The 18,719-nt window shown below is 71.9% G+C and carries 19 protein-coding genes and 2 pseudogenes; 12 read left to right on the forward strand and 9 right to left on the reverse strand.

Features of this window, described 5'->3' with window-relative positions:
- Window positions 1–116: 116 nt before the first annotated feature.
- The 4 genes and pseudogenes from ABZV31_RS07025 to ABZV31_RS07040 form a co-directional block, all read right to left on the reverse strand.
- Window positions 117–797: pseudogene (locus tag ABZV31_RS07025) on the reverse strand (HAD-IA family hydrolase); the annotation flags it as partial.
- Between the two features lie 36 nt (window positions 798–833).
- Window positions 834–1,506 (reverse strand): annotated as a pseudogene (locus tag ABZV31_RS07030) (phosphatase PAP2 family protein).
- A 166-nt stretch (window positions 1,507–1,672) separates the two neighbouring features.
- The gene (locus ABZV31_RS07035; RefSeq protein ID WP_355889235.1) at window positions 1,673–2,608 is read right to left on the reverse strand and encodes a M56 family metallopeptidase; all 936 of its coding nucleotides are present in this window, start codon (window positions 2,606–2,608) and stop codon (window positions 1,673–1,675) included.
- A 91-nt stretch (window positions 2,609–2,699) separates the two neighbouring features.
- Entirely contained in the window at window positions 2,700–3,251 is a 552-nt protein-coding gene (locus ABZV31_RS07040) for a DUF5134 domain-containing protein (protein WP_355889238.1), read from the reverse strand.
- Between the two features lie 185 nt (window positions 3,252–3,436).
- On the opposite strand from ABZV31_RS07040, the gene ABZV31_RS07045 reads away from it, so the two are divergent.
- Window positions 3,437–5,116, forward strand: coding sequence for an FUSC family protein (locus ABZV31_RS07045; protein WP_355889241.1), 1,680 nt, complete (start codon window positions 3,437–3,439; stop codon window positions 5,114–5,116).
- A gap of 326 nt (window positions 5,117–5,442) precedes the next feature.
- Window positions 5,443–6,027, forward strand: a complete 585-nt coding sequence (locus tag ABZV31_RS07050; RefSeq protein WP_355889244.1) for a MarR family transcriptional regulator — start codon at window positions 5,443–5,445, stop codon at window positions 6,025–6,027.
- 124 nt (window positions 6,028–6,151) lie between these two features.
- On the opposite strand, the gene ABZV31_RS07055 is transcribed toward ABZV31_RS07050, so the two are convergent.
- Both ABZV31_RS07055 and ABZV31_RS07060 read right to left on the reverse strand, forming a co-directional pair.
- A complete protein-coding gene (locus ABZV31_RS07055; RefSeq protein WP_355889247.1) occupies window positions 6,152–6,916 on the reverse strand; it encodes a VOC family protein in 765 nt (254 codons plus the stop codon).
- A gap of 92 nt (window positions 6,917–7,008) precedes the next feature.
- The gene (locus ABZV31_RS07060) at window positions 7,009–7,437 is read right to left on the reverse strand and encodes a VOC family protein (RefSeq protein WP_355889249.1); all 429 of its coding nucleotides are present in this window, start codon (window positions 7,435–7,437) and stop codon (window positions 7,009–7,011) included.
- A gap of 73 nt (window positions 7,438–7,510) precedes the next feature.
- Here ABZV31_RS07060 and ABZV31_RS07065 point away from each other — a divergent pair, with 73 nt between their 5' ends.
- On the forward strand, window positions 7,511–8,065 hold the full coding sequence (locus tag ABZV31_RS07065; protein WP_355889252.1) for a GNAT family N-acetyltransferase: 555 nt from the start codon (window positions 7,511–7,513) through the stop codon (window positions 8,063–8,065).
- Window positions 8,066–8,071: 6 nt separating this feature from the next.
- Here the strand turns inward: ABZV31_RS07065 and ABZV31_RS07070 are convergent, their stop codons facing one another.
- Complete coding sequence (locus ABZV31_RS07070; protein WP_355889255.1) at window positions 8,072–8,755, reverse strand: glycerophosphodiester phosphodiesterase family protein; 684 nt, start codon at window positions 8,753–8,755, stop codon at window positions 8,072–8,074.
- A 439-nt stretch (window positions 8,756–9,194) separates the two neighbouring features.
- Between ABZV31_RS07070 and ABZV31_RS07075 the strand changes: the two genes are divergently transcribed.
- The 5 genes from ABZV31_RS07075 to ABZV31_RS07095 all read left to right on the forward strand — a co-directional run bounded on the left by ABZV31_RS07075 (window position 9,195) and on the right by ABZV31_RS07095 (window position 13,822).
- Complete coding sequence (locus ABZV31_RS07075; RefSeq protein WP_355889258.1) at window positions 9,195–10,592, forward strand: DUF6421 family protein; 1,398 nt, start codon at window positions 9,195–9,197, stop codon at window positions 10,590–10,592.
- A gap of 35 nt (window positions 10,593–10,627) precedes the next feature.
- On the forward strand, window positions 10,628–11,380 hold the full coding sequence (locus ABZV31_RS07080) for an SDR family NAD(P)-dependent oxidoreductase (protein ID WP_355890053.1): 753 nt from the start codon (window positions 10,628–10,630) through the stop codon (window positions 11,378–11,380).
- Window positions 11,377–12,447, forward strand: coding sequence for a low specificity L-threonine aldolase (locus ABZV31_RS07085; protein WP_355889261.1), 1,071 nt, complete (start codon window positions 11,377–11,379; stop codon window positions 12,445–12,447). The genes ABZV31_RS07080 and ABZV31_RS07085 overlap by 4 nt, the downstream gene beginning before the upstream one ends.
- Window positions 12,448–12,522: 75 nt before the next feature.
- On the forward strand, window positions 12,523–13,116 hold the full coding sequence (locus tag ABZV31_RS07090; protein WP_355889264.1) for a transglutaminase family protein: 594 nt from the start codon (window positions 12,523–12,525) through the stop codon (window positions 13,114–13,116).
- Window positions 13,117–13,126: 10 nt separating this feature from the next.
- On the forward strand, window positions 13,127–13,822 hold the full coding sequence (locus tag ABZV31_RS07095; protein WP_355889267.1) for a phenylalanine--tRNA ligase beta subunit-related protein: 696 nt from the start codon (window positions 13,127–13,129) through the stop codon (window positions 13,820–13,822).
- 216 nt (window positions 13,823–14,038) lie between these two features.
- Here ABZV31_RS07095 and ABZV31_RS07100 read toward each other — a convergent pair whose 3' ends face one another.
- Both ABZV31_RS07100 and ABZV31_RS07105 read right to left on the reverse strand, forming a co-directional pair.
- A complete protein-coding gene (locus ABZV31_RS07100) occupies window positions 14,039–14,767 on the reverse strand; it encodes a lysophospholipid acyltransferase family protein (RefSeq protein ID WP_355889270.1) in 729 nt (242 codons plus the stop codon).
- A gap of 190 nt (window positions 14,768–14,957) precedes the next feature.
- Window positions 14,958–15,374 carry a DUF4395 domain-containing protein gene (locus tag ABZV31_RS07105; RefSeq protein ID WP_355889273.1) on the reverse strand — a complete coding sequence of 139 codons (417 nt, stop codon included), beginning with the start codon at window positions 15,372–15,374 and terminating at the stop codon, window positions 14,958–14,960.
- A gap of 76 nt (window positions 15,375–15,450) precedes the next feature.
- Here ABZV31_RS07105 and ABZV31_RS07110 point away from each other — a divergent pair, with 76 nt between their 5' ends.
- From ABZV31_RS07110 to ABZV31_RS07125, 4 genes are all read left to right on the forward strand, one after another.
- A complete protein-coding gene (locus tag ABZV31_RS07110) occupies window positions 15,451–15,864 on the forward strand; it encodes a thioredoxin family protein (RefSeq protein ID WP_355889276.1) in 414 nt (137 codons plus the stop codon).
- A gap of 217 nt (window positions 15,865–16,081) precedes the next feature.
- Window positions 16,082–16,591 (forward strand): flavin reductase family protein, encoded by a 510-nt coding sequence (locus ABZV31_RS07115; protein WP_355889279.1) that lies wholly within the window; start codon window positions 16,082–16,084, stop codon window positions 16,589–16,591.
- Between the two features lie 253 nt (window positions 16,592–16,844).
- Window positions 16,845–17,633, forward strand: coding sequence for an electron transfer flavoprotein subunit beta/FixA family protein (locus tag ABZV31_RS07120; RefSeq protein ID WP_355889282.1), 789 nt, complete (start codon window positions 16,845–16,847; stop codon window positions 17,631–17,633).
- Window positions 17,634–17,709: 76 nt separating this feature from the next.
- Complete coding sequence (locus ABZV31_RS07125; protein WP_355889285.1) at window positions 17,710–18,672, forward strand: electron transfer flavoprotein subunit alpha/FixB family protein; 963 nt, start codon at window positions 17,710–17,712, stop codon at window positions 18,670–18,672.
- Window positions 18,673–18,719: the final 47 nt, after the last annotated feature.

Genomic DNA, 18,719 nt, shown 5'->3' on the forward strand with positions numbered 1-18,719 from the left:
CGAGTCGAACCACCCCCATCGCCCGGCGGACGAAACGGTCGTCGGTCAGCTGGTCGAGCATGCTCGCGGCGAGATCGGCTGGAGCGACCGCGCGGCGCCGGGCCCGGGCCGCCTCGGCCCACCAGGTCCAGCACCGGCCGCAGCCCGTCCGGCCGCTCGGTCACCGGCAGGTGGTCCACGAAGTGCACCCCGCACCCCAGGGCCGCCGCGCCTGCGTCCGCGCGCCGGTCGTCACCGACCATCAACACGTCCTTCGGCTCGGCGCCGAGCGCCGCGCAGGCGGTCTCGAACAGGCGCGGGTCCGGCTTCTGGATGCCGTGTTCGTACGACAGGACGTACGCGTCGAGGCCGTGCGCGCGGAACACCGGGCGCAGATCCCAACCGATGTTGCTCACCACGCCGACCCCGACCCCGCACTCGCGCAGCGTGCGCAGCACCTCGGCCGCGTCCGGGTACGGCGCCCACGCGGCCGGCGTCATGTGCCGGTCGTACAGCGCGTCGTGCAACGCCGGGTCGGGCAGCGGCACCTGGCGGGAGAGGCCGGTGTACGCGGCCCGGTGCAGCTCGGCACTGCGGTCCCGGACCTCCCACACCGCGGCCATGTCCTCGGGCAGCCGCACCGGGAACGCCCCGCCCGGCAGCGCCCCCGCCTCCTCCAGCGCCCTCGCCGCCTCGAGCAACTCCCGCTCCGGAAGCGTCAGACCGGCCTCGTCCAGCACGGCCCGCAGCCAGGCATCGGTGGACTCGATGCGGAAGAGGGTTTGGGAGAAGTCGAAGAGAACGGCAAATGCGGTGATGGTACGGGGAGCACGTCCGGCCCCGGACGGGCATGGTCATGTGCGCCGCCGTTCGTACACGGTCGCCGCCAGTGCGACCACCGTCGCGCCCAGCAGCCAGCCGCCGAGGACGTCCGAGGGCCAGTGGACGCCCAGCCAGACGCGGGTCAGGCCGACGCCGACGACGGAGAGCGCGGCCAGGGTCAGCGAGGCGCGCCACAGGATGCGGCCCGCGCCATGGTGGTTCAGGAGCCAGAGCAGGAGGCCGCACACCACCGTCGCGGTCATGGCGTGACCCGAGGGGAAGGCCGCGTAGTGGGCGGAGTCGACGGGGTCGGGCCAGACTGGGCGGGGGCGGTCGACGGCGGCCTTCACCGCCTGTTGCAATCAGGGTGCCCAGCGCACCGGTGACCGCCAGCCACAGGGCCGTCCACCAGGCCGAGCGGCGCCACAGGAGCCACACCGCGACCGCCGCGCACAGCAGGCGCATGGTGAGCGGGTCCCACACCCAGTCCGTGAGGATGCGGAACGTGTGCGTGAGGCCGCGTTCGTCGACCGCCCAGTGGTGGGTGGTGCGTGCGATGTCCCCGTCGACGGTGGTCAGGGGATGCCACCGGGTCGCCACCAGGACCAGCAGCAGCACCGAGCACAGTCCCAGCGCCAGCGCGGCGCGGGCGGGGGCGCGGTGGTCCGGCGGGCGGGACGGCGAGGCGTCGGGCGGGCGGCGCATGGTGCGATCCTCCTTGACCCGTGGGGTGGGAGGCCAACTCCGGGGCGATCGGCGCAGCGTGGCCAGTCGCCGTCCGCCCGGTCGCCTGCGTTCGCCGTTCGCCTGGTCGGCCTGCGCCCGTCGACCGCCCGCTCGGCTCGGCTGCCCTCGCCGTCCGCCTGATGGGCTAGCCGAGTGCCCGCAGCCCCGGTACCAACGCCACCAGCACCGGAATCACCGGCACGAGCGCCGCCGCCGCCGTCAGCCGCAGCCGGCGGGCCGCCGGTAGCCGGTCCGGGGGAGTGAGCAGCCGGTGCACCCGCTGCGGCACATGAGCCTGCGGGGTGGGGCAGGGGCCGAACACGCCCCGGTCCTCGTTGAGTTCCACCAGTGCGAGCGCGGTCGTCAGCCGGCCGAAGCGGCGTGAGGCCATGTCGTCGGCGGCGAGTTCGACCAGGCGGTGCATCTCGTCGCGGAACGCGGCGAACACCGGCACCTGCGGAAAGCCGCCCGCCAGCGCGGCTGAGCAGTGCAGCAGCCAGTCGTGCCGCGCCTGCGCGTGCCCCTGCTCGTGCGCGAGGACGGCGTCGAGCTGCCGCCCCTTCAGGCGGCGCAACGCGGCCGTGGTGATGACGAGTTGAGGCGCCGCCCCCGGCAGCCACCAGGCGTCCGGCCGCTCGCCCTCCAGCACGACGAGCCGGTCGCTCCCGGGCTCCTCACCGGGCAACAGCGGGGCACGTACGAGGAGTTCGGCCCGTCGGCGGCGACGCCGCACCCGAGCCCGTACCACCTCGCGGACCAGCATCGCCGCGCTCCACATCCCGCCGCACGCGAGCGCCACCGCGGTGGTCGCCGCCCAGGGGCCGGTCGCGCCGAGTGCATAGGCCTCCACCACCGAGCGCGGAGCCGTGGCGAACACATGGCCGCGCACCGCCTGCCAGGCGGCCGCCGCGCTGAGCGTCATGGACAGTGCGCAGCACAGGAGAACGGCGGCCACCACGCACTGCCACACCCACAGGGCGACCACCGGTTCACGGTCCGGCCAGTCGGCCCGGGCGAGCAGCCGAGGAGCGGCGACGGCGGTCAGGGCGCCGAGCAGCAACAGGACCGCGGGGACCATCATGCGAGCACCCTATGAGCGGCCGGCTGCTCACGGGTACGGCTTGGCGCGGCAAAGTGACACAGACCACGGTTCCGTACAGGCCGCCGTGGCCTCACAGGGTCAGCAGCATGGCCACCGTGGCGATCCCCATCGACAACCGGCACGCCCGCGCCAGTTCCGGCCGGTCGCCCCATCCCACGGCACCGCCGCCCGCGGTCGCGGCCACGGCGGGGACGAGCCGGACGCCGGACAGCAGCACGTACCCGACGAAGTACAGCAGCAGCGCGCCGGTGAGGAGGGGCACCCCGGATCCGCCGTGCACGTGATGACGGGGGCCGGGCGAGGCGGCCATCACGGCGGCCATGTAGACCATGGCCGACGCCCCCACAAGGTGGTGGAGATGGTGCGGGCGTCTCCGCGCCAACCACAGGGAGTGCAGCGCGGCCGTGCCGAAGACCACCGCGTAGGCCGGCCAGGCCCACGCTGGCGGGGTGAACACCGCCGTCGGCACGGCCATGGCGCCCATCCCGAAGCCCATCACTGCCTCGCCGCCCGCGGCGCGGCGCTGTTCCTCGACGGTGCTGCGCATCCGCAGCAGGCAGTAGGCCCCGGTCGCCGCGCACAGCGCGACCAGCAGCCAGCCGGGCGAAGCCGGTCCGTGCACGCCCACCTCCCTGCTCGACGGTCCCAAACCGCCGCTCGACGGCCGGTCGGTCAAGGGATGCCCGGGGCTGGCGGTGCGCACGCGAGCGCAAGGGTGTACGCGGGGAGCACTCGGCGGAGCACAGCAGGTCACGCCGTACGGCCGCAATATGTTTTACAAGTAAAACACCTGCTAAGCTTATGGGAATGAGCAGTGCGACCCCCACCCCCGGAACCCGGCTCGCCCGCCGCCTCCCGCTCGCCGGCGTGCTGCGTCTCGGCCGCCCCTCGGACATCTGGTTCAAGCCCGCCCTGAGCGTCGTCGCCTCGATCGCCCCGTCCAACCTCACGCTGCTCGCGCTCGGCCGGCTCGACCTGGCCATGTACACGATGGCCGGCTCGCTCTGCGCCCTCTACGCCCACAACCGTCCCTACGCCGCCCGTGCCCGCGCCCTGCTCTGGGTGGTGCTCGGGATGCTCGCGGGTCTCGCCGTCGCCCTGGTCGTGGCCTCGCTCACCAGCGACGCGGTCGTCCTGGTCGCCGTCGGCGCCCTGATGGCCGCCGGGCAGAAAGTGCTGTGCGACGCGACCCGCATCGGCCCGCCCGGGAACGTCGTCCTCACCTTCATCAGCTCCGCCTCCCTGTTCGCCCCGCAGACCCTCGGCCAGGTCCCCGGTCACATGGCGCTGGCCGCCGGGGCGGGCGCCTGGGCCTGGCTGGTCGGCATGGCACCCGGACTGCTCCGCCCGCACGGCCCGGAGCGCCGCGCCACCGCCCACGCGCTGAACGCCGCCGCCGCGTACGCCGCCACCCGCGGCACCGGCGACGGCCACGCCCGGGCCCGTGCGGCTGCGGCCGCCTCCGTGCAGGCCGCCTGGCAGGCGCTGCTGTCCACCGGCGCCCGCTCCGCGCCCCGGCGCGCCCTGGAACGGCTCGTCGTGCGCGCCGAGGTCGCTCTCGCCTCCCCCGCGGACACGGACCCGGAGCGGCTTCGACTGTGGGCACGCGAGCTGTGCGGCACCGAACCGATCCCGCGGACCGGCGAGTCGGAGGCGGCCGCCGACGAACTCCTCGGCGTCGACGCCGAGATCACCATCCCGCACCGGCCCTGGTGGAGCCGGCTCGGCCCGCTTACCCCGATCGCGGTACGCACCGCGCTGGGCTGCGCGCTCGCCGGCTGGGCCTCCCTCGCGCTCGGCGTCGGCCGGCCGTACTGGGCCCTGGTCACCGCCGCCTCCCTCTACCAGGCCAACGTCACCCTCACCTGGAGGCGGGGCGTCCAGCGCGTCGTCGGCAACTTCGTCGGCGTCCTCGTCTTCGCGGCCGTCGTCCCGCTCGCGCACGCCGGCGCGGCGGCGCTCGTCCTGTGCTGCCTGGCCTTCAACTTCGGCGCCGAGGCGCTGATCGGCCGCAACTACTGGCTCGGCAGCGTCTGCGTGACCCCGATGGCGCTGCTCATCACCGAGTTCGCCGGGTACCACGAGCCGGGCGAGCTGATCACCGAGCGGGCCTTGGACACCCTCGTCGGCGCCCTGGTCGGCTTCGTGGCCGCCGTCGCCGTCACCAACCGACGGGCCGGCGACCGCATCGAGCACGCCCTGACCACGGTCGACCGGGCCCGCGAACACGCCGCCCGCCTGCTCGCCGAGCCGCACCCCGCGCCCGCCGCACTGGAGTCCGCCCGCCTCAGCCTGACCGCCGCGCTCGTCGAGCTGCGCGCCACCGTCGACGCCGCGTCCGGCGAGTGGTGGCAACGGGCCCTGCCGCAGGAGCGGGTCGTGCTCACCGAGCAGTCCGGACACCGTACGCTCGCCGCGACGGTACGACGCCAGGGCCTGCACACCCTGGCGACCACGGGCATGACGACGGAGGACATACGGCCATGACGGCGACCAACGGACGTCCGGCAACGGGGGGCGGGGTGGCCGAGGAGCCGGAGCACGGGCAGCCCACAGCCACCGAACGGAACCCGGGAGAGCCTGCCACGGCGGGAACGGCGTCGGCCGGGGAACCCGGGCCGGACGCGGCGGTGTCCGATGCGGCCGCGAACGGCGGCGCCCGAGGCGTCCCGGCCCGTGACGGCCGGCCCCCTGTCCCCGGCGCGGCCGCCCGTGACGACCGGCCCCCTGCGCCCACAGCCACCGAACGGAACCCGGGAGAGCCTGCCACGGCGGGAACGGCGTCGGCCGGGGAACCCGGGCCGGACGCGGCGGTGTCCGATGCGGCCGCGAACGGCGGCGCCCGAGGCGTCCCGGCCCGTGACGGCCGGCCCCCTGTCCCCGGCGCGGCCGCCCGTGACGACACCGTCGCCGCCGTCGTCCGCCAGTGGCGGGCCGTCCACCCCGGCCTGGACACCGGGCCCATGGAGATCATCGGCCGCATCAACCGCTGCGCCGCCCTCCTCCAGCAGGCCGAGGACGCCCCGCTGCGCCGGGCGGGGCTGAGCCGTCCCGAGTTCGACCTGCTCGGCGCGCTGCGCCGCACCGGACACGAGCTCACCCCGAGCGAACTGGCCCGCGAGACCTTCTCCTCGGGGGCCGCCGTCACCAAGCGCCTCAAGCAGCTGACCGAGCGCGGCCTGGTGGACCGGCGCGGCGACACCCGCGACCGCCGCGTCGCCCACGTTCGCCTCACAAACGCCGGACGCGACCTCGTCGACGGCATCCTGCCCGAACAACTCGCCTACGAAAAAGTCGTCCTGTCCGGTCTGGACACCGGGCAGCAGGCCGAACTGGCGGCACTCCTGGGCGAGTTGCTGGGCCGACTGGAGGGCCGCCCGGGCGCGGTACGGATCTGAGCTCCGCCGTTCGGATCTCGCCGATCCCACGGGCGACGGACCATTGACGCACGCATCCGTACGGGCAGCCCAGCCGGGATGCGGCGGATCGTGCTGCGGCCGTGCCGCCTGACGGCGCTGCGCCTCAGCCTTCCTCTCCGGCCTGGTAGATGCCGAGGGCCGCGCCCTGCGGGTCCCGCAGTACCGCGATGCGCGGGCCGTCTGGGACGGAGGTGGGCTCCAACAGGGCCTTGCCGCCCGCCCGCACCGCGACGTCCGTCGTCGTGTCCACGTCCTCCACCGCGAAGTACGGCAGCCAGTGCGGCGGCACGTCGGCCGGGAACCGGTCGCCCATCGCCATCACGCCGCCGAAGTCCTGGCCGTGCATGCCCCACTGCGTGTACCACTCCGAGGCGTTGACGCTCCAGCCGAACACGGTCGTGTAGAAGTCCCGCGCCCGTTTGATGTCGCGGGTCCCGAGTTCCACCCAGCCCAGCGAGCCCGGAGCGTTGAACAGGCCGGCGCCGGCGAAGGACCGCGCCTGCCACAGCTGGAAGGCCGCGCCGGACGGGTCCAGCGCCACCGCGAAGCGGCCCTCGTCTAACACGTCCATCGGGCCGTGGATCACCGTTCCGCCGGCCTCCACCACCTTGTTCGCGGCCGCGTCCGCGTCCGCGACGGCGAACGACACGTTCCACGCGACCGGCTGGGACTCCTGGTACAGCGGGGTGATCGCGGCGACCGCCGCGTCCCCGACGTGCGCGATGGTGTAGCCGCCCGCCTCCGGCCGGGGATCGGTCCGAGCACGCCAGCCGAAGACCTCGGTGTAGAACCGCTTGGCCGCCTCCAGATCGCTGGTTCCGAGCTCCGCCCAGCAGGGCCCGCCGATCACCGGCTTGTCGAACTTCATGGCACTCCTCCGGAAACGCCGACCCCGCCCATCAGCACGCTAGCCCCCACCACGGACAGTGGCCAGCTGGAGCCGTACGTACCGGGAATGGGTCACGAGGGTGGCCCAGCGGCCGTGCCGGAGCCGGACTGGATCCCCGGGCGGTACCGCAGCGGATGGTCGGCCGGTACCTCCACGAGCACGATGAGCATGCCGTCCGGATCCGCGACCCACATCTCGATCAGCCCCCACGGTTCCCGCACCGGCGGACGGACGATCTCGACGCCCTTGGCCCGCAGCTCCTGCTGGGCCGCGGCCACGTCCTCCACCTGTAGCCACAGCCGAACGGCCGGGGACGGCGGGGCATCGGAGCGCCCCGAGACCTCCAGGAAGCCGCCGCCGAGGAAGTAGACGGTGCCCCGCTCCTCTCCCGTGCCGAACTCGCGGTGGACGGCGAGGCCCAGCTGCTCGCCGTAGAAGACGCGGGAGCGTTCGGGGTCCGTGGGGCGGAGCAGGATCCGGCTGCCGAGTACGTGCACCATGCACCCGGAGCCTAGTGCCAGCGTTACGCTCATCCCTGCTCAGCCGCGCCCGAGAACCGAAAGGCATGCCCCCATGGACACCGCCGCCACCGGCCTGACCTTCCGTGACGCCACCGACGCAGACGTCGACACCCTGGTCGCGCTGATCGAGTCGGCCTACCGCGGGGACGCCAGCCGGGCCGGGTGGACCACCGAGGCGGACATCCTTCAGGGGCAGCGGACCGATCCGGAGGGCGTGCTCGCCGTGATCAAGTCGCCCGACAGCCGGCTGCTGACGGTCGAGCGGGACGGCCGCGTGGTCGCCTGCTGCCAGCTCGAACACCGCGGCGACCACGCCTACTTCGGCATGTTCGCCGTCAGCCCCACGTTGCAGGGCGGGGGCCTTGGCAAGCTGGTCATCGCGGAGGCGGAGCGGCAGGCCCGCGAGACCTGGGGCGTGACGGAGATGCGCATGACCGTGATCTCCGTACGCGACGACCTGATCGCCTGGTACGAGCGCCGCGGCTACCGCCGTACGGGACGGATGACCCCGTTCCCGTACGGCGACGAGCGCTTCGGCATTCCGCAGCGCGACGACCTGCAGTTCGAGCTGCTGGTCAAGGAGCTCGTGCAGCCATCGGCCCGGTGATACCGGCTAGGCCGTGAAGCGGCCGGTGCGCTTGATCTCCGGGTAGTCGGTGGTCGCCCCGTCCAGCTCCAGGGCGCGGACGAGCCGCAGGTGGTCCAGCGTGTTCACCACCCAGCCGATGATCCTCAGATCCGCCTTGCGCGCGTTCTCGACGACCTCGAGGGTGAGCCGCCGGATGTTGAGGCAGACGGTGCCCGCGCCGACCGCGGTGGCGCGCTCGACGACGTCGGTGCCGTAGCGGCTGGCGACCAGCGCGGTACGGACGCCGGGCACCAGGCGGGCGATCTCGGCGATCGCCTCGTCGTGGAACGAGGACACCTCGACCCGGGAGACCAGGTCACGCCTGTCCATGACCTCGGCCAGCGCCCGTGCCGCCGCCACGTCCTTGATCTCGGCCTGCAGCGGCGCCTGCACGGCGTCGAGGACCTCCTCGAAGACCGGGATCCGCTCCCCGCGCCCGGCGTCCAGGGAGCGCAACTCGGCCAGGGTCTTCTCGGCGATCGGGCCGCTGCCGTCGGTCGTGCGGTCCACGTCGGCGTCGTGCATGACGACGAGGGCGCCGTCCTTGCTCAGGTGCAGATCGAGTTCGATGGCGTCGAGGCCGGCCTGCTGGGCGGCGACGAAGGAACGGAGGGTGTTCTCGGGTTCGACACCCATGATTCCGCGGTGACCGATGGTAAGGAAGTTCAAGGTTCAACTCGCTTCCGTCGACGTCGGCTCGGCGTGCTCGCGGACCGGACGGACATCGTCGTTCACGCGGCAGTGCCGCAGCCTAATGGCCCCGGCCGGGGATGAACCCGTGCGTACACGGGGCAGTGGGGTGACGGCTGGGGCGGACCTGGGCCGTGGGCCACGGTGCGGTCACTCCGGGGTGGGCGAGTCCTACGGGGGTTGACCAAGGGTCCGGACCGCCGTTCTGCCGTCGTCCGCGGCTGGAATCGGACGCTGTGCGCTGAGCCGCCCGTCACCCGACCGGCGTAGCGGAAGTAGCCACCGCCCGGGTGTCCGGCAGGAAAATGAGCGGTGACGATGGGCGCATGCAGGAAAATTTCCCGCAGGCCCCCTTGATGAGAGAAACCTCGTATGTATACGGTCTTCTTACGCGAGGTTCTCCTGTGGAGGATGGGACATGACGGAAATTCTTGTGCAGGTGGGTCCGGAGGAGCAGGTTCCTCCCGCGACCAGGGTGGTGGAGCACCCGGCGTGGCCCGTGCTCAAGGATGCCGTGGAGCAGATCCGGCCATGGCAGTCGAAGGACGGCTCGATCGACTTCGAGGCCGAGGGTGCCCCGGACCCCGCGGACGCCGAACTCGCCGTACGCCGCGTGATCGACGCCGTCGAGGAGCTCTCCCCGCTGCTCCCGCACGACGCCGCCTACCACGAGGCCCTCGTGAAGGACCTGCGCCGCTGGGCCGACGGCGGCTTCCAGGTGCCGGACTTCCTCGACTCCCTGCTGGCCTTCCAGCCGGCCGCCAACCGCAAGGACGGCCTGCAGCACCTGGTCGTCTTCCCGATGTACACGCAGAACGGCAACCCGGACCGCAACCTCGAGGCGGTCGTGCTGCGCATGGTCTGGCCGGACTGGCTGGCCGAACTGGAGCGCACCCGCTACGACAACCCGCTGTTCTGCGGCATCAAGTTCGAGGACTTCACGGCCGGCTACGACACCAACTCCGCCGTCCTGTTCCCCGAGACGATCGCCGTGCGCGAGGCGCCCGAGCGCTTCAGCTGGGGCGGCATCTTCTGCGACCGCGAGGCCGCCCGCTTCCGCCGGGTGACCGCCGCCGCCATCGACATCCTCGGCCTTGAGCTGCCCGAGGACATCGCCGCGATGGTCCACGACCAGAAGCGCTGCGAGGAGGCCTTCGTGCTGTGGGACATGGTCCACGACCGCACCCACAGCCACGGCGACCTGCCGTTCGACCCGTTCATGATCAAGCAGCGCCAGCCGTTCTGGATGTACGGCCTGGAGGAGCTGCGCTGCGACCTCACCGCCTTCAAGGAGGCCGTGAAGCTGGCGGCCGACGGCATCCCGCAGGCCCGTGACGTGCAGTACGCGGTGCTGTTCGACCGCATGTTCCGCTTCCCGGTCACCGGTGAACGCGTACGCAACTACGACGGCCTGGGCGGCCAGTTGCTCTTCGCCTACCTGCACCGGCACGACGTCGTCCGCTGGACGGACAACAAGCTGTCCATCGACTGGCAGCGCGCCCCTCAGGTCACCAACCAGCTGTGCGCCGAGATCGAGAAGCTGTACCGCGACGGCATCGACCGCCCGAAGCTGGTGCACTGGTTCGCCGGCTACGAGCTGGTCTCCACCTACCTCGCCCCGCACCCGGGCTCGAAGTGGGCCAAGGGCCCCGACGCCCTCGACCTGACCCAGCCGCCGCGCAAGCTCGTCGACGACGTGCTTCCGGACGAGTTTCCGCTGAGCATGTTCTACGAGGCACTGTCCAAGAAGCTGAAGAACGTGATCGCCTCCACCAAGGGCATCACGGCGGACAGCGCCGAGCGGATCGCCGCGTGAGCGACCGCAGTGACAACATTGCTCAGGAGGCGAAGATGGGGAACGGGAACGGGGCACTGAGCGGTGCGGTGATCGCGGTGGCCGGCGCGGGCGGACCCGCCGGCCGGGCGACGCTGCTGCGGCTCGCCGAGGCGGGGGCGACCGTCGTCGGCTCGGACAACGACGCCGAGCGGCTCTCGGAGGCCGTGGACGCGGCCCGCTACGCGTCCGGCGGCGCCACCGTCACCGGGGACACGGTGGACCTGCTCGACCTGCAGTCCACCCGCGACTGGGCTGCCCACATCGAGAAGGACTTCGGCCGCGTCGACGGGCTCGTGCACCTCGTCGGCGGCTGGCGCGGCGGCGAGACCTTCACCAAGACCAATCTCGACGACTGGGACCTCCTCGAGCTGCTGCTCATCCGCACCGTGCAGCACACCTCCCTCGCCTTCCACGAGGCGCTGCAGCGCAGTGAACGCGGCCGGTACGTCCTGATCAGCGCCGCGGGCGCGAGCAAGCCCACCGCGGGCAACGCCGCCTACGCCGCGGCCAAGGCCGCCGCCGAGGCGTGGACGCTGGCCATGGCCGACTACTTCCGCAAGGCCGGGGGTGCCGAGGGCCCGACGTCCGCGGCTGTGATCCTGGTGGTGAAGGCGTTGGTGCACGACGCGATGCGCGCCGAGCGCCCCAACGCGAAGTTCGCGGGCTTCACGGACGTCAAGGACCTGGCCGAGGCCATCGCCGGCGTCTGGACCAAGCCCGCCGCGGAAGTGAACGGAAAACGTCTGTGGCTGACCGAGAAGCCGTGAACCCTCCCAGGACCGATGCGCGTCGCCGTCACGACCCGCAGGTGCGCGGTTTCGCCAGCGACAACTACGCCGGGGCACACCCGGAGGTGCTCGCCGCCCTGGCCGTGGCCAACGGCGGGCACCAGGTCGCGTACGGCGAGGACGTCTACACCGAGAACCTCCAGCGGATCATCCGCAGCCACTTCGGCTCCACGGCCGAGGCGTTCCCGGTCTTCAACGGCACCGGCGCGAACGTCGTCGCGCTCCAGGCGGTCACCGACCGCTGGGGCGCGGTGATCTGCGCCGAGAGCGCGCACATCAACGTCGACGAGGGCGGCGCCCCCGAGCGCATGGGCGGCCTGAAGCTGCTCACCGTGCCCACGCCCGACGGCAAGCTCACCCCGGAGCTGATCGACCGGCAGGCGTACGGCTGGGAGGACGAACACCGCGCGATGCCGCAGGTCGTCTCGATCACCCAGAGCACGGAGCTCGGCACCCTCTACACGCCCGACGAGATCCGTGCGATCTGCGAGCACGCCCACGCGCGCGGGATGAAGGTGCACGTGGACGGCTCCCGGATAGCCAACGCGGCCGCCTCCCTGAACGTCCCGATGCGGACGTTCACCAACGCGGTCGGCGTCGACATCCTCTCCCTCGGCGCGACGAAGAACGGCGCGCTGTTCGGCGAGGCGGTCGTCGTCATCAACCAGGACGCCGTCAGCCACATGAAGCACCTGCGCAAGCTGTCCATGCAGCTCGCCTCCAAGATGCGCTTCGTGTCGGTGCAGTTGGAGGCCCTGCTCGCCAAGGACCTGTGGCTGCGCAACGCCCGCCACGCCAACGAGATGGCCCAGCGCCTGGCGGAGGGCGTCCGCGCGGTGCACGGCGTCGAGATCCTCTACCCGGTCCAGGCCAACGGGGTCTTCGCCCGGCTCCCGCACGACGTGAGCGAGCGTCTGCAGAAGCGGTTCCGCTTCTACTTCTGGGACGAGGCCGAGGGTGTCGTCCGCTGGATGTGCTCCTTCGACACGACGGAGGAGGACGTAGACGCGTTCGTGGCGGCACTCAAGGAGGAGATGGCGCGCTAGCGGTCGATGCATAGCTATGCGGTCACTCGAAAAGTCATTGACTCTCGGGTGATCGCATTCCTATGCTCTGCGGGCATGGAGCTGATCCAGAACACCCCTGACCTGTCCGCCTATTTGGCCGCGGACGAGGTGATCGACCATGACCACCCGCTCGTACGCGAGACCGCCGCCCGCCTCGCCGAGGGGGTGGCGGAATCGTATGCCTATGCGCGCGTCGCCTACGAATTCGTCCGCGACACCATCCCGCACTCGCAGGACTCCGGCGACCTGCGCGTCACCTGGCGCGCCTCGGACGTCCTGGAACAGCGCACCGGTATCTGCTACGCCAAGGCGCACGCGCTGGCCGCCCTGCTGCGGGCCGAGGACATTGCGACGGCGCTGTGCTACCAGCGCCTGGCGCACGACGACGGCGCGGGCTGGGCGGTGCACGGACTGGTCGCCGTGCGGTTCAACGGGGCCTGGCACCGGCAGGACTCGCGTGGCAACAAGCCCGGGGTCGACGCGCAGTTCTCCCTCGGTGGCGAGCGGCTGGCCTGGGTGCCCGACCCCAAGTCCAATGAGGTGGACTATCCGGTCCTGTACGCTGAACCCCACCCGGTCGTGCTGAGCGCCCTGAAGGCCGCGTCCGACCGGCCGCAGTTGTGGAAGACCCTCCCCACCGCACTCTGAGGCCAGGCAGATGACTCTCACGCTCACCGTGTCCGACGAGGTGCGCGCCCTCGCGCCCGGCTTCACGCACGTCGCTGTCGAGGCACACGGACTGGTCAACGGGCCCAGCACCGAGGCCAGTTCCGCCCTGCTGGACGACGCGGCCCGCCGCCTCGCCGCACGCCTGGACGGGCGCGCCCCGCACGAGGACCCGCACATGGCCGCCTGGCGCGAGGTCTACACGGCGTTCGGCTCCAAGCCGTCACGCACCCGCAACTCGGCCGAGGCGCTGGCCAGGCGGGCTCTGTCGGACGCCGGCCTGCCGCGCATCAACGTGCTCGTCGACCTCTACAACGCCATCAGCGTCGCCCACCTGATCCCCGTCGGCGGAGAGGACCTACACCGCATCCAGGGCGGCATGCGCCTGGTGCGCGCCACCGGCGCAGAGGACTTCGTGACCGTCGCCGGCGGTGAGGAAGTCGTCGAACACCCCGAAGCCGGCGAGGTGGTGTGGAGCGACGAGGCCGGCGTGACCTGCCGGCGCTGGAACTGGCGCCAGGGCCCGCGCACCCGCCTCACCGAGCAGACCACCTCGGGCATCTTCCTGCTGGAGAGCCTGGCGCCGATGCCGGTCGCCGACGTGGAGGCGGCGGCCGCCGAACTCGCCGAACTGTTGGAGAAGTTCAGTCCCGGTGCGCGGATCACGGTCCGTCCCCCGGCGCCGTGAGGAGCCGGCCGCGCGGCCGGCGACCAACCCACCGCAGGCCGGAGCGGTTGCAGTGTGAACCGGCGCCGTATCGTTCCGGCCCCGTAGCGCGGTCGGCCGACCCGAGCCGGCCCGATGGCGGCAGGCTCGCTGTTCACGGCCGGGAACCTGTCGGCGCGGCGGGCTGTTCACGGCCGGGAACCCTGTCGGCCGCGGCGGGGCGAGGGCCGGGCGGGGTCAGTGCACCTCGGCCGTGCGCAGCTGCTCCGGTGTCAGGGCGGTGCCGCCCAGGTGGGCGGGCATCCACCAGGTGTCGTCCGGACCCTTGGGGCGTACGGGGTAGGCGCGCTGGGCGGCCTCGAGGAGGTCCTGGACGCGTTCGCGCAGCCGGCGGGTGATCGCGCCCGCGTACTGGTCGCGGGGGGCCTCGACCGCCTCGCCCACCCGGATCGTGATGGGGATGTGGCTGCGCTTGAAGTTGCGCGGGTGGCCCTTGGTCCACAGGCGCTGCGTGCCCCACACCGCCATCGGGATCAACGGGACGCCCGCGTCCTGCGCCAGGCGCGCGGCGCCCGACTTGAAGCTCTTCAGGGTGAACGACTGCGAGATGGTGGCCTCCGGGAAGACCCCGATCACCTCACCGGACCTCAGGGAGTCCAGTGCGTGCGCGTAGGCCGCCTCGCCCTGCGTGCGGTCCACCGGGATGTGCTTCATGCCGCGCATCAGCGGACCGGAGATCCTGTGCCGGAAGACGGACTCCTTCGCCATGAAGCGCACGAGACGTTTCTGCGGGAGCGCCGCCAGCCCGTTGAAGATGAAGTCCAGGTAGCTGATGTGGTTGCTCACCAGCACGGCGCCGCCCGAGCGCGGGATGTTCTCCGAACCCCGGCAGTCGATCTTGAGGTCCCACACCTTGAACATCGTGCGGGCGAGACCGATGACGGGGCGGTAGACAAGCTCTGCCATGGGCGGGATGGACCCTTCCTTCTCTGCCTGGGAAGGGAACTCCCGGCGGGGAAAGTTACGCAGCCGTAGGTTTGCGGCCTGTCGCAGATCGTGCCCGAAGAACGGCCGGGGAGCCAGTCCTGGTGCCTGCCAACGGCGAGATTCTCGTCACGTCGGCCCAATGAGCCCCCCGGGGCTTTGCCGCCGCCCGTTACTCGGCGCGGACCGCCACCCGGCGGACCAGCAGGTACATCTCGCAGCCCAGGCAGTACCCGAACGCAGCATTGAGGAAGGCGGCGGCGAGCGCGGCGCCGGTCGCCGCGAGCCCCAGCCAGGCCGGCCCCAGTGCGTATCCGACGAGCCCGAGGCCGGCGAACACGAGCCCCACCGCCTGCGCGAACCGCGGCGGCTGGGGCGCCTCGAACTCGGTCGGCGGCCCGATCCGGGGCCGCACGGCCTTCCGGAACAGCCAGCCGTACGGCGACCGGCCGACGCCGCCCGCCGCGCCCAGCGCGAACACCAGGGTCTGCCAGGCCAGTAGCCACGCGCTCCCGGTGATCAGCACCACGGCCAGCACGACGGTCGTCACGGCCGCCCCGAAGCGCGGCCCCCTCACATCGATGTCCATGAATCAAGCATTCCGCAGAGGAAACTCATTCGGGAAGCCGGGAATCTTTGCAGTCTCGTGAACGCTGAAGCAGGCGATGACCGGACTGGTGGTGTGCGTGGTGGTGCTCGCGGCGGCGAGCGCCTACGGAGTGCTGCATCGGCGGCGGAACGGGAGAGTGCGGGTGCGCGGGCGCGACGAGGGCAGGCGGCTCGGTGTGGCCGAGTTGGGCGAGGGCCTCGGTGAACGCGCCACGCTGGTGCAGTTCTCCAGCGCCTTCTGCGCCCCCTGCCGGGCGACGCGCCGGGTCCTCGGCGAGGTGGCCGAAATGGTTCCCGGGGTCGCCCACGTCGAGATCGACGCCGAGGCCCGTCTGGACCTCGTGCGCGAGCTCGACATCCTCAAGACGCCCACCGTGCTGGTCCTCGACGCGGACGGCCGGGTCGTGCGGCGCGCCACCGGTCAGCCGCGCAAGGCGGACGTCATCGCGGCCCTGGCAGAGGCGGTTTGACGGTCGTGCCGGTGACGGTGAGCCATCTCCCAGATGCCGGGACGTACTTGACTGTGCGCACCACCTATCGTCAGCCTGATCGTATGCCTTCGGAACTCCTTCTTCTCGGGCGGGAACTCCATCGAACGGGGGCGCTCGCCCCCACCGCGAGCGCACGTTGTCCGGGCTGTTGAGCAACCCCGGATCCGCTCGTCCCCACCAGCAGAAGGACAATTCCATGACGGCCCCCTCCGGCCTCGGCACTGCCCAGCTCGCCTCTCCCGACCTGCTGCGCTCCGCCTTCCGGCGGCATGCGGCGGGCGTCGCGGTGATCACCGCCCGCGGCGACGCCGGGCCGGTCGGCTTCACCGCCACCTCCCTCACCTCCGTCTCCGCCGAGCCTCCGCTGCTCTCCTTCGGCATCAGCACCGGCGCCTCCAGCTGGCCGGTGATCTCCGGCACCGACCACATCGGCGTCCACGTACTCGGCGAGCACCAGCAGGAGCTGGCCGCCACCTTCGCCCGCAGCGGCGCCGACCGTTTCGGCGCGTCCACCGCCTGGCGCGAGGGTCCCGAAGGCGTCCCCGTCCTCGACGACGTCCTCGCCTGGCTGGTCTGCCGGATCATCGGGCGGGTGCCCGCGGCGGACCACCGCATTGTGCTCGCCGAGGTCGTCCTCGGCGACCCCACCGGCACCGGACGCCCCCTGCTCTACCACCAGGGCCGCTACACCGCCCTGCGCTACTGACGGCATCCGTCTGCTCCTTGGCCACGTGGCTGCTTACCTCGCCGTCTCTCCTGCGAAGCCGTCGAGTTCCGGTTACGCTGCGTTGCGAAGGTCACAGTTCAAAGCGCTTGCTTAGCGGAAACGAACTGGGTGTACTGGCGAGTAATATTCCGGACGGAGCGCGGGGTCGCCCCGACCGGGATCGGCCGCTTCAGGCGCCTATGCTGCCTGCAAGAAGGCAGCTCAGAAATGACGATGCAGTAGGAGAGCCGGCGTGAGCTTGAGGATCGTTGTCACTGTGAAGTACGTGCCCGACGCCACTGGCGACCGGCACTTCTCCGATGACCTGACCGTCGACCGTGACGACGTGGACGGTCTGCTCTCCGAGCTGGACGAGTACGCGGTCGAGCAGGCCCTGCAGATCGCGGAGAACCATGACGGCGACGCCGAGGTCACCGTCCTCACGGTCGGCCCGGAGGACGCCAAGGACGCGCTGCGCAAGGCGCTGTCCATGGGCGCCGACAAGGCCATCCACGTCGAGGACGACGACCTGCACGGCACCGACGCCATCGGCACCTCCCTGGTGCTGGCCAAGGCGATCGAGAAGGCCGGCTACGACCTGGTGATCTCCGGCATGGCCTCCACCGACGGCACCATGGGTGTCGTACCGGCGCTGCTGGCCGAGCGCCTGGGCGTGCCGCAGGTGACCCTGCTGTCCGAGGTCTCGGTCGAGGACGGCGTGGTCAAGGGCCGTCGTGACGGCGACGCTGCCTCCGAGCAGCTTGAGGCGCAGCTGCCGGCGGTCGTGTCGGTGACCGACCAGTCGGGTGAGGCGCGCTACCCGTCCTTCAAGGGCATCATGGCGGCCAAGAAGAAGCCGGTGGAGTCCTGGGACCTGGAGGACCTGGAGATCGAGGCCGACGAGGTCGGTCTCGAGGGTGCCCACACCAAGGTCGACTCGGCGGCCGAGCGTCCGGCCCGCACGGCCGGCACGATCGTCAAGGACGAGGGCGAGGGCGGCAAGCAGCTCGCTGAGTTCCTCGCGAGCCAGAAGTTCATCTAAGGGTCAGCAGCCCCTTCGAGGCTCACCACCCCTGACCGCCCCTCAGACTTCGCAATCCGCTAGGAGAACCATTCCCATGGCTGAAGTTCTCGTCTACGTCGACCACGTGGACGGTTCCGTCCGCAAGCCCACCCTGGAGCTGCTGACCCTGGCCCGCCGCCTCGGCGAGCCGGTCGCCGTCGCCCTCGGCAACGGCGCCGCCGACACGGCCGCGACCCTCGCCGAGCACGGCGCGGTGAAGGTCCTCACCCACGACGCCTCCGAGTACGCCGAGTACCTGGTCGTGCCGAAGGTCGACGCCCTGCAGGCCGCCTACGAGCAGGTCTCCCCGGCCGCCGTCCTCGTGCCGTCCTCCGCCGAGGGCAAGGAGATCGCCGCCCGTCTGGCGCTGCGCATCGGCTCCGGCATCATCACCGACGCCGTCGACCTCGAGGCCGGCGACGAGGGCCCGGTGGCCACCCAGTCGGTGTTCGCCGCGTCCTTCACCACCAAGTCCCGGGTCTCCAAGGGCACCCCGGTCATCACGGTCAAGCCGAACTCGGCCGCCGTGGAGGCCGCCCCGGCCGCCGGTGCGGTCGAGGCCCTGTCGGTCACCTTCTCCGAGAAGGCGACCGGCACGAAGATCACCGGCCGTACGCCGCGTCAGTCGACCGGGCGTCCGGAGCTGACCGAGGCCGCGATCGTGGTCTCCGGCGGCCGTGGCGTCAACGGTGCGGAGAACTTCGCGATCATCGAGGCGCTCGCCGACTCCCTCGGCGCGGCCGTCGGTGCCTCGCGTGCCGCCGTCGACGCGGGCTGGTACCCGCACACCAACCAGGTCGGCCAGACCGGTAAGTCCGTCTCGCCGCAGCTGTACATCGCCAACGGCATCTCCGGCGCGATCCAGCACCGCGCCGGCATGCAGACCTCGAAGACCATCGTGGCCGTCAACAAGGATCCCGAGGCCCCGATCTTCGACTTGGTCGACTACGGCGTGGTCGGCGACCTGTTCGACGTCGTCCCGCAGCTGACCGAGGAGATCAAGGCCCGCAAGGGCTGACGACCCCGTCCTACACGAGGCCCCCGTGACCGCCGCGGCCGCCGCGG

This window comes from Streptomyces sp. NPDC005202, assembly GCF_040608235.1.
Taxonomy (GTDB): Bacteria; Actinomycetota; Actinomycetes; order Streptomycetales; family Streptomycetaceae; genus Streptomyces.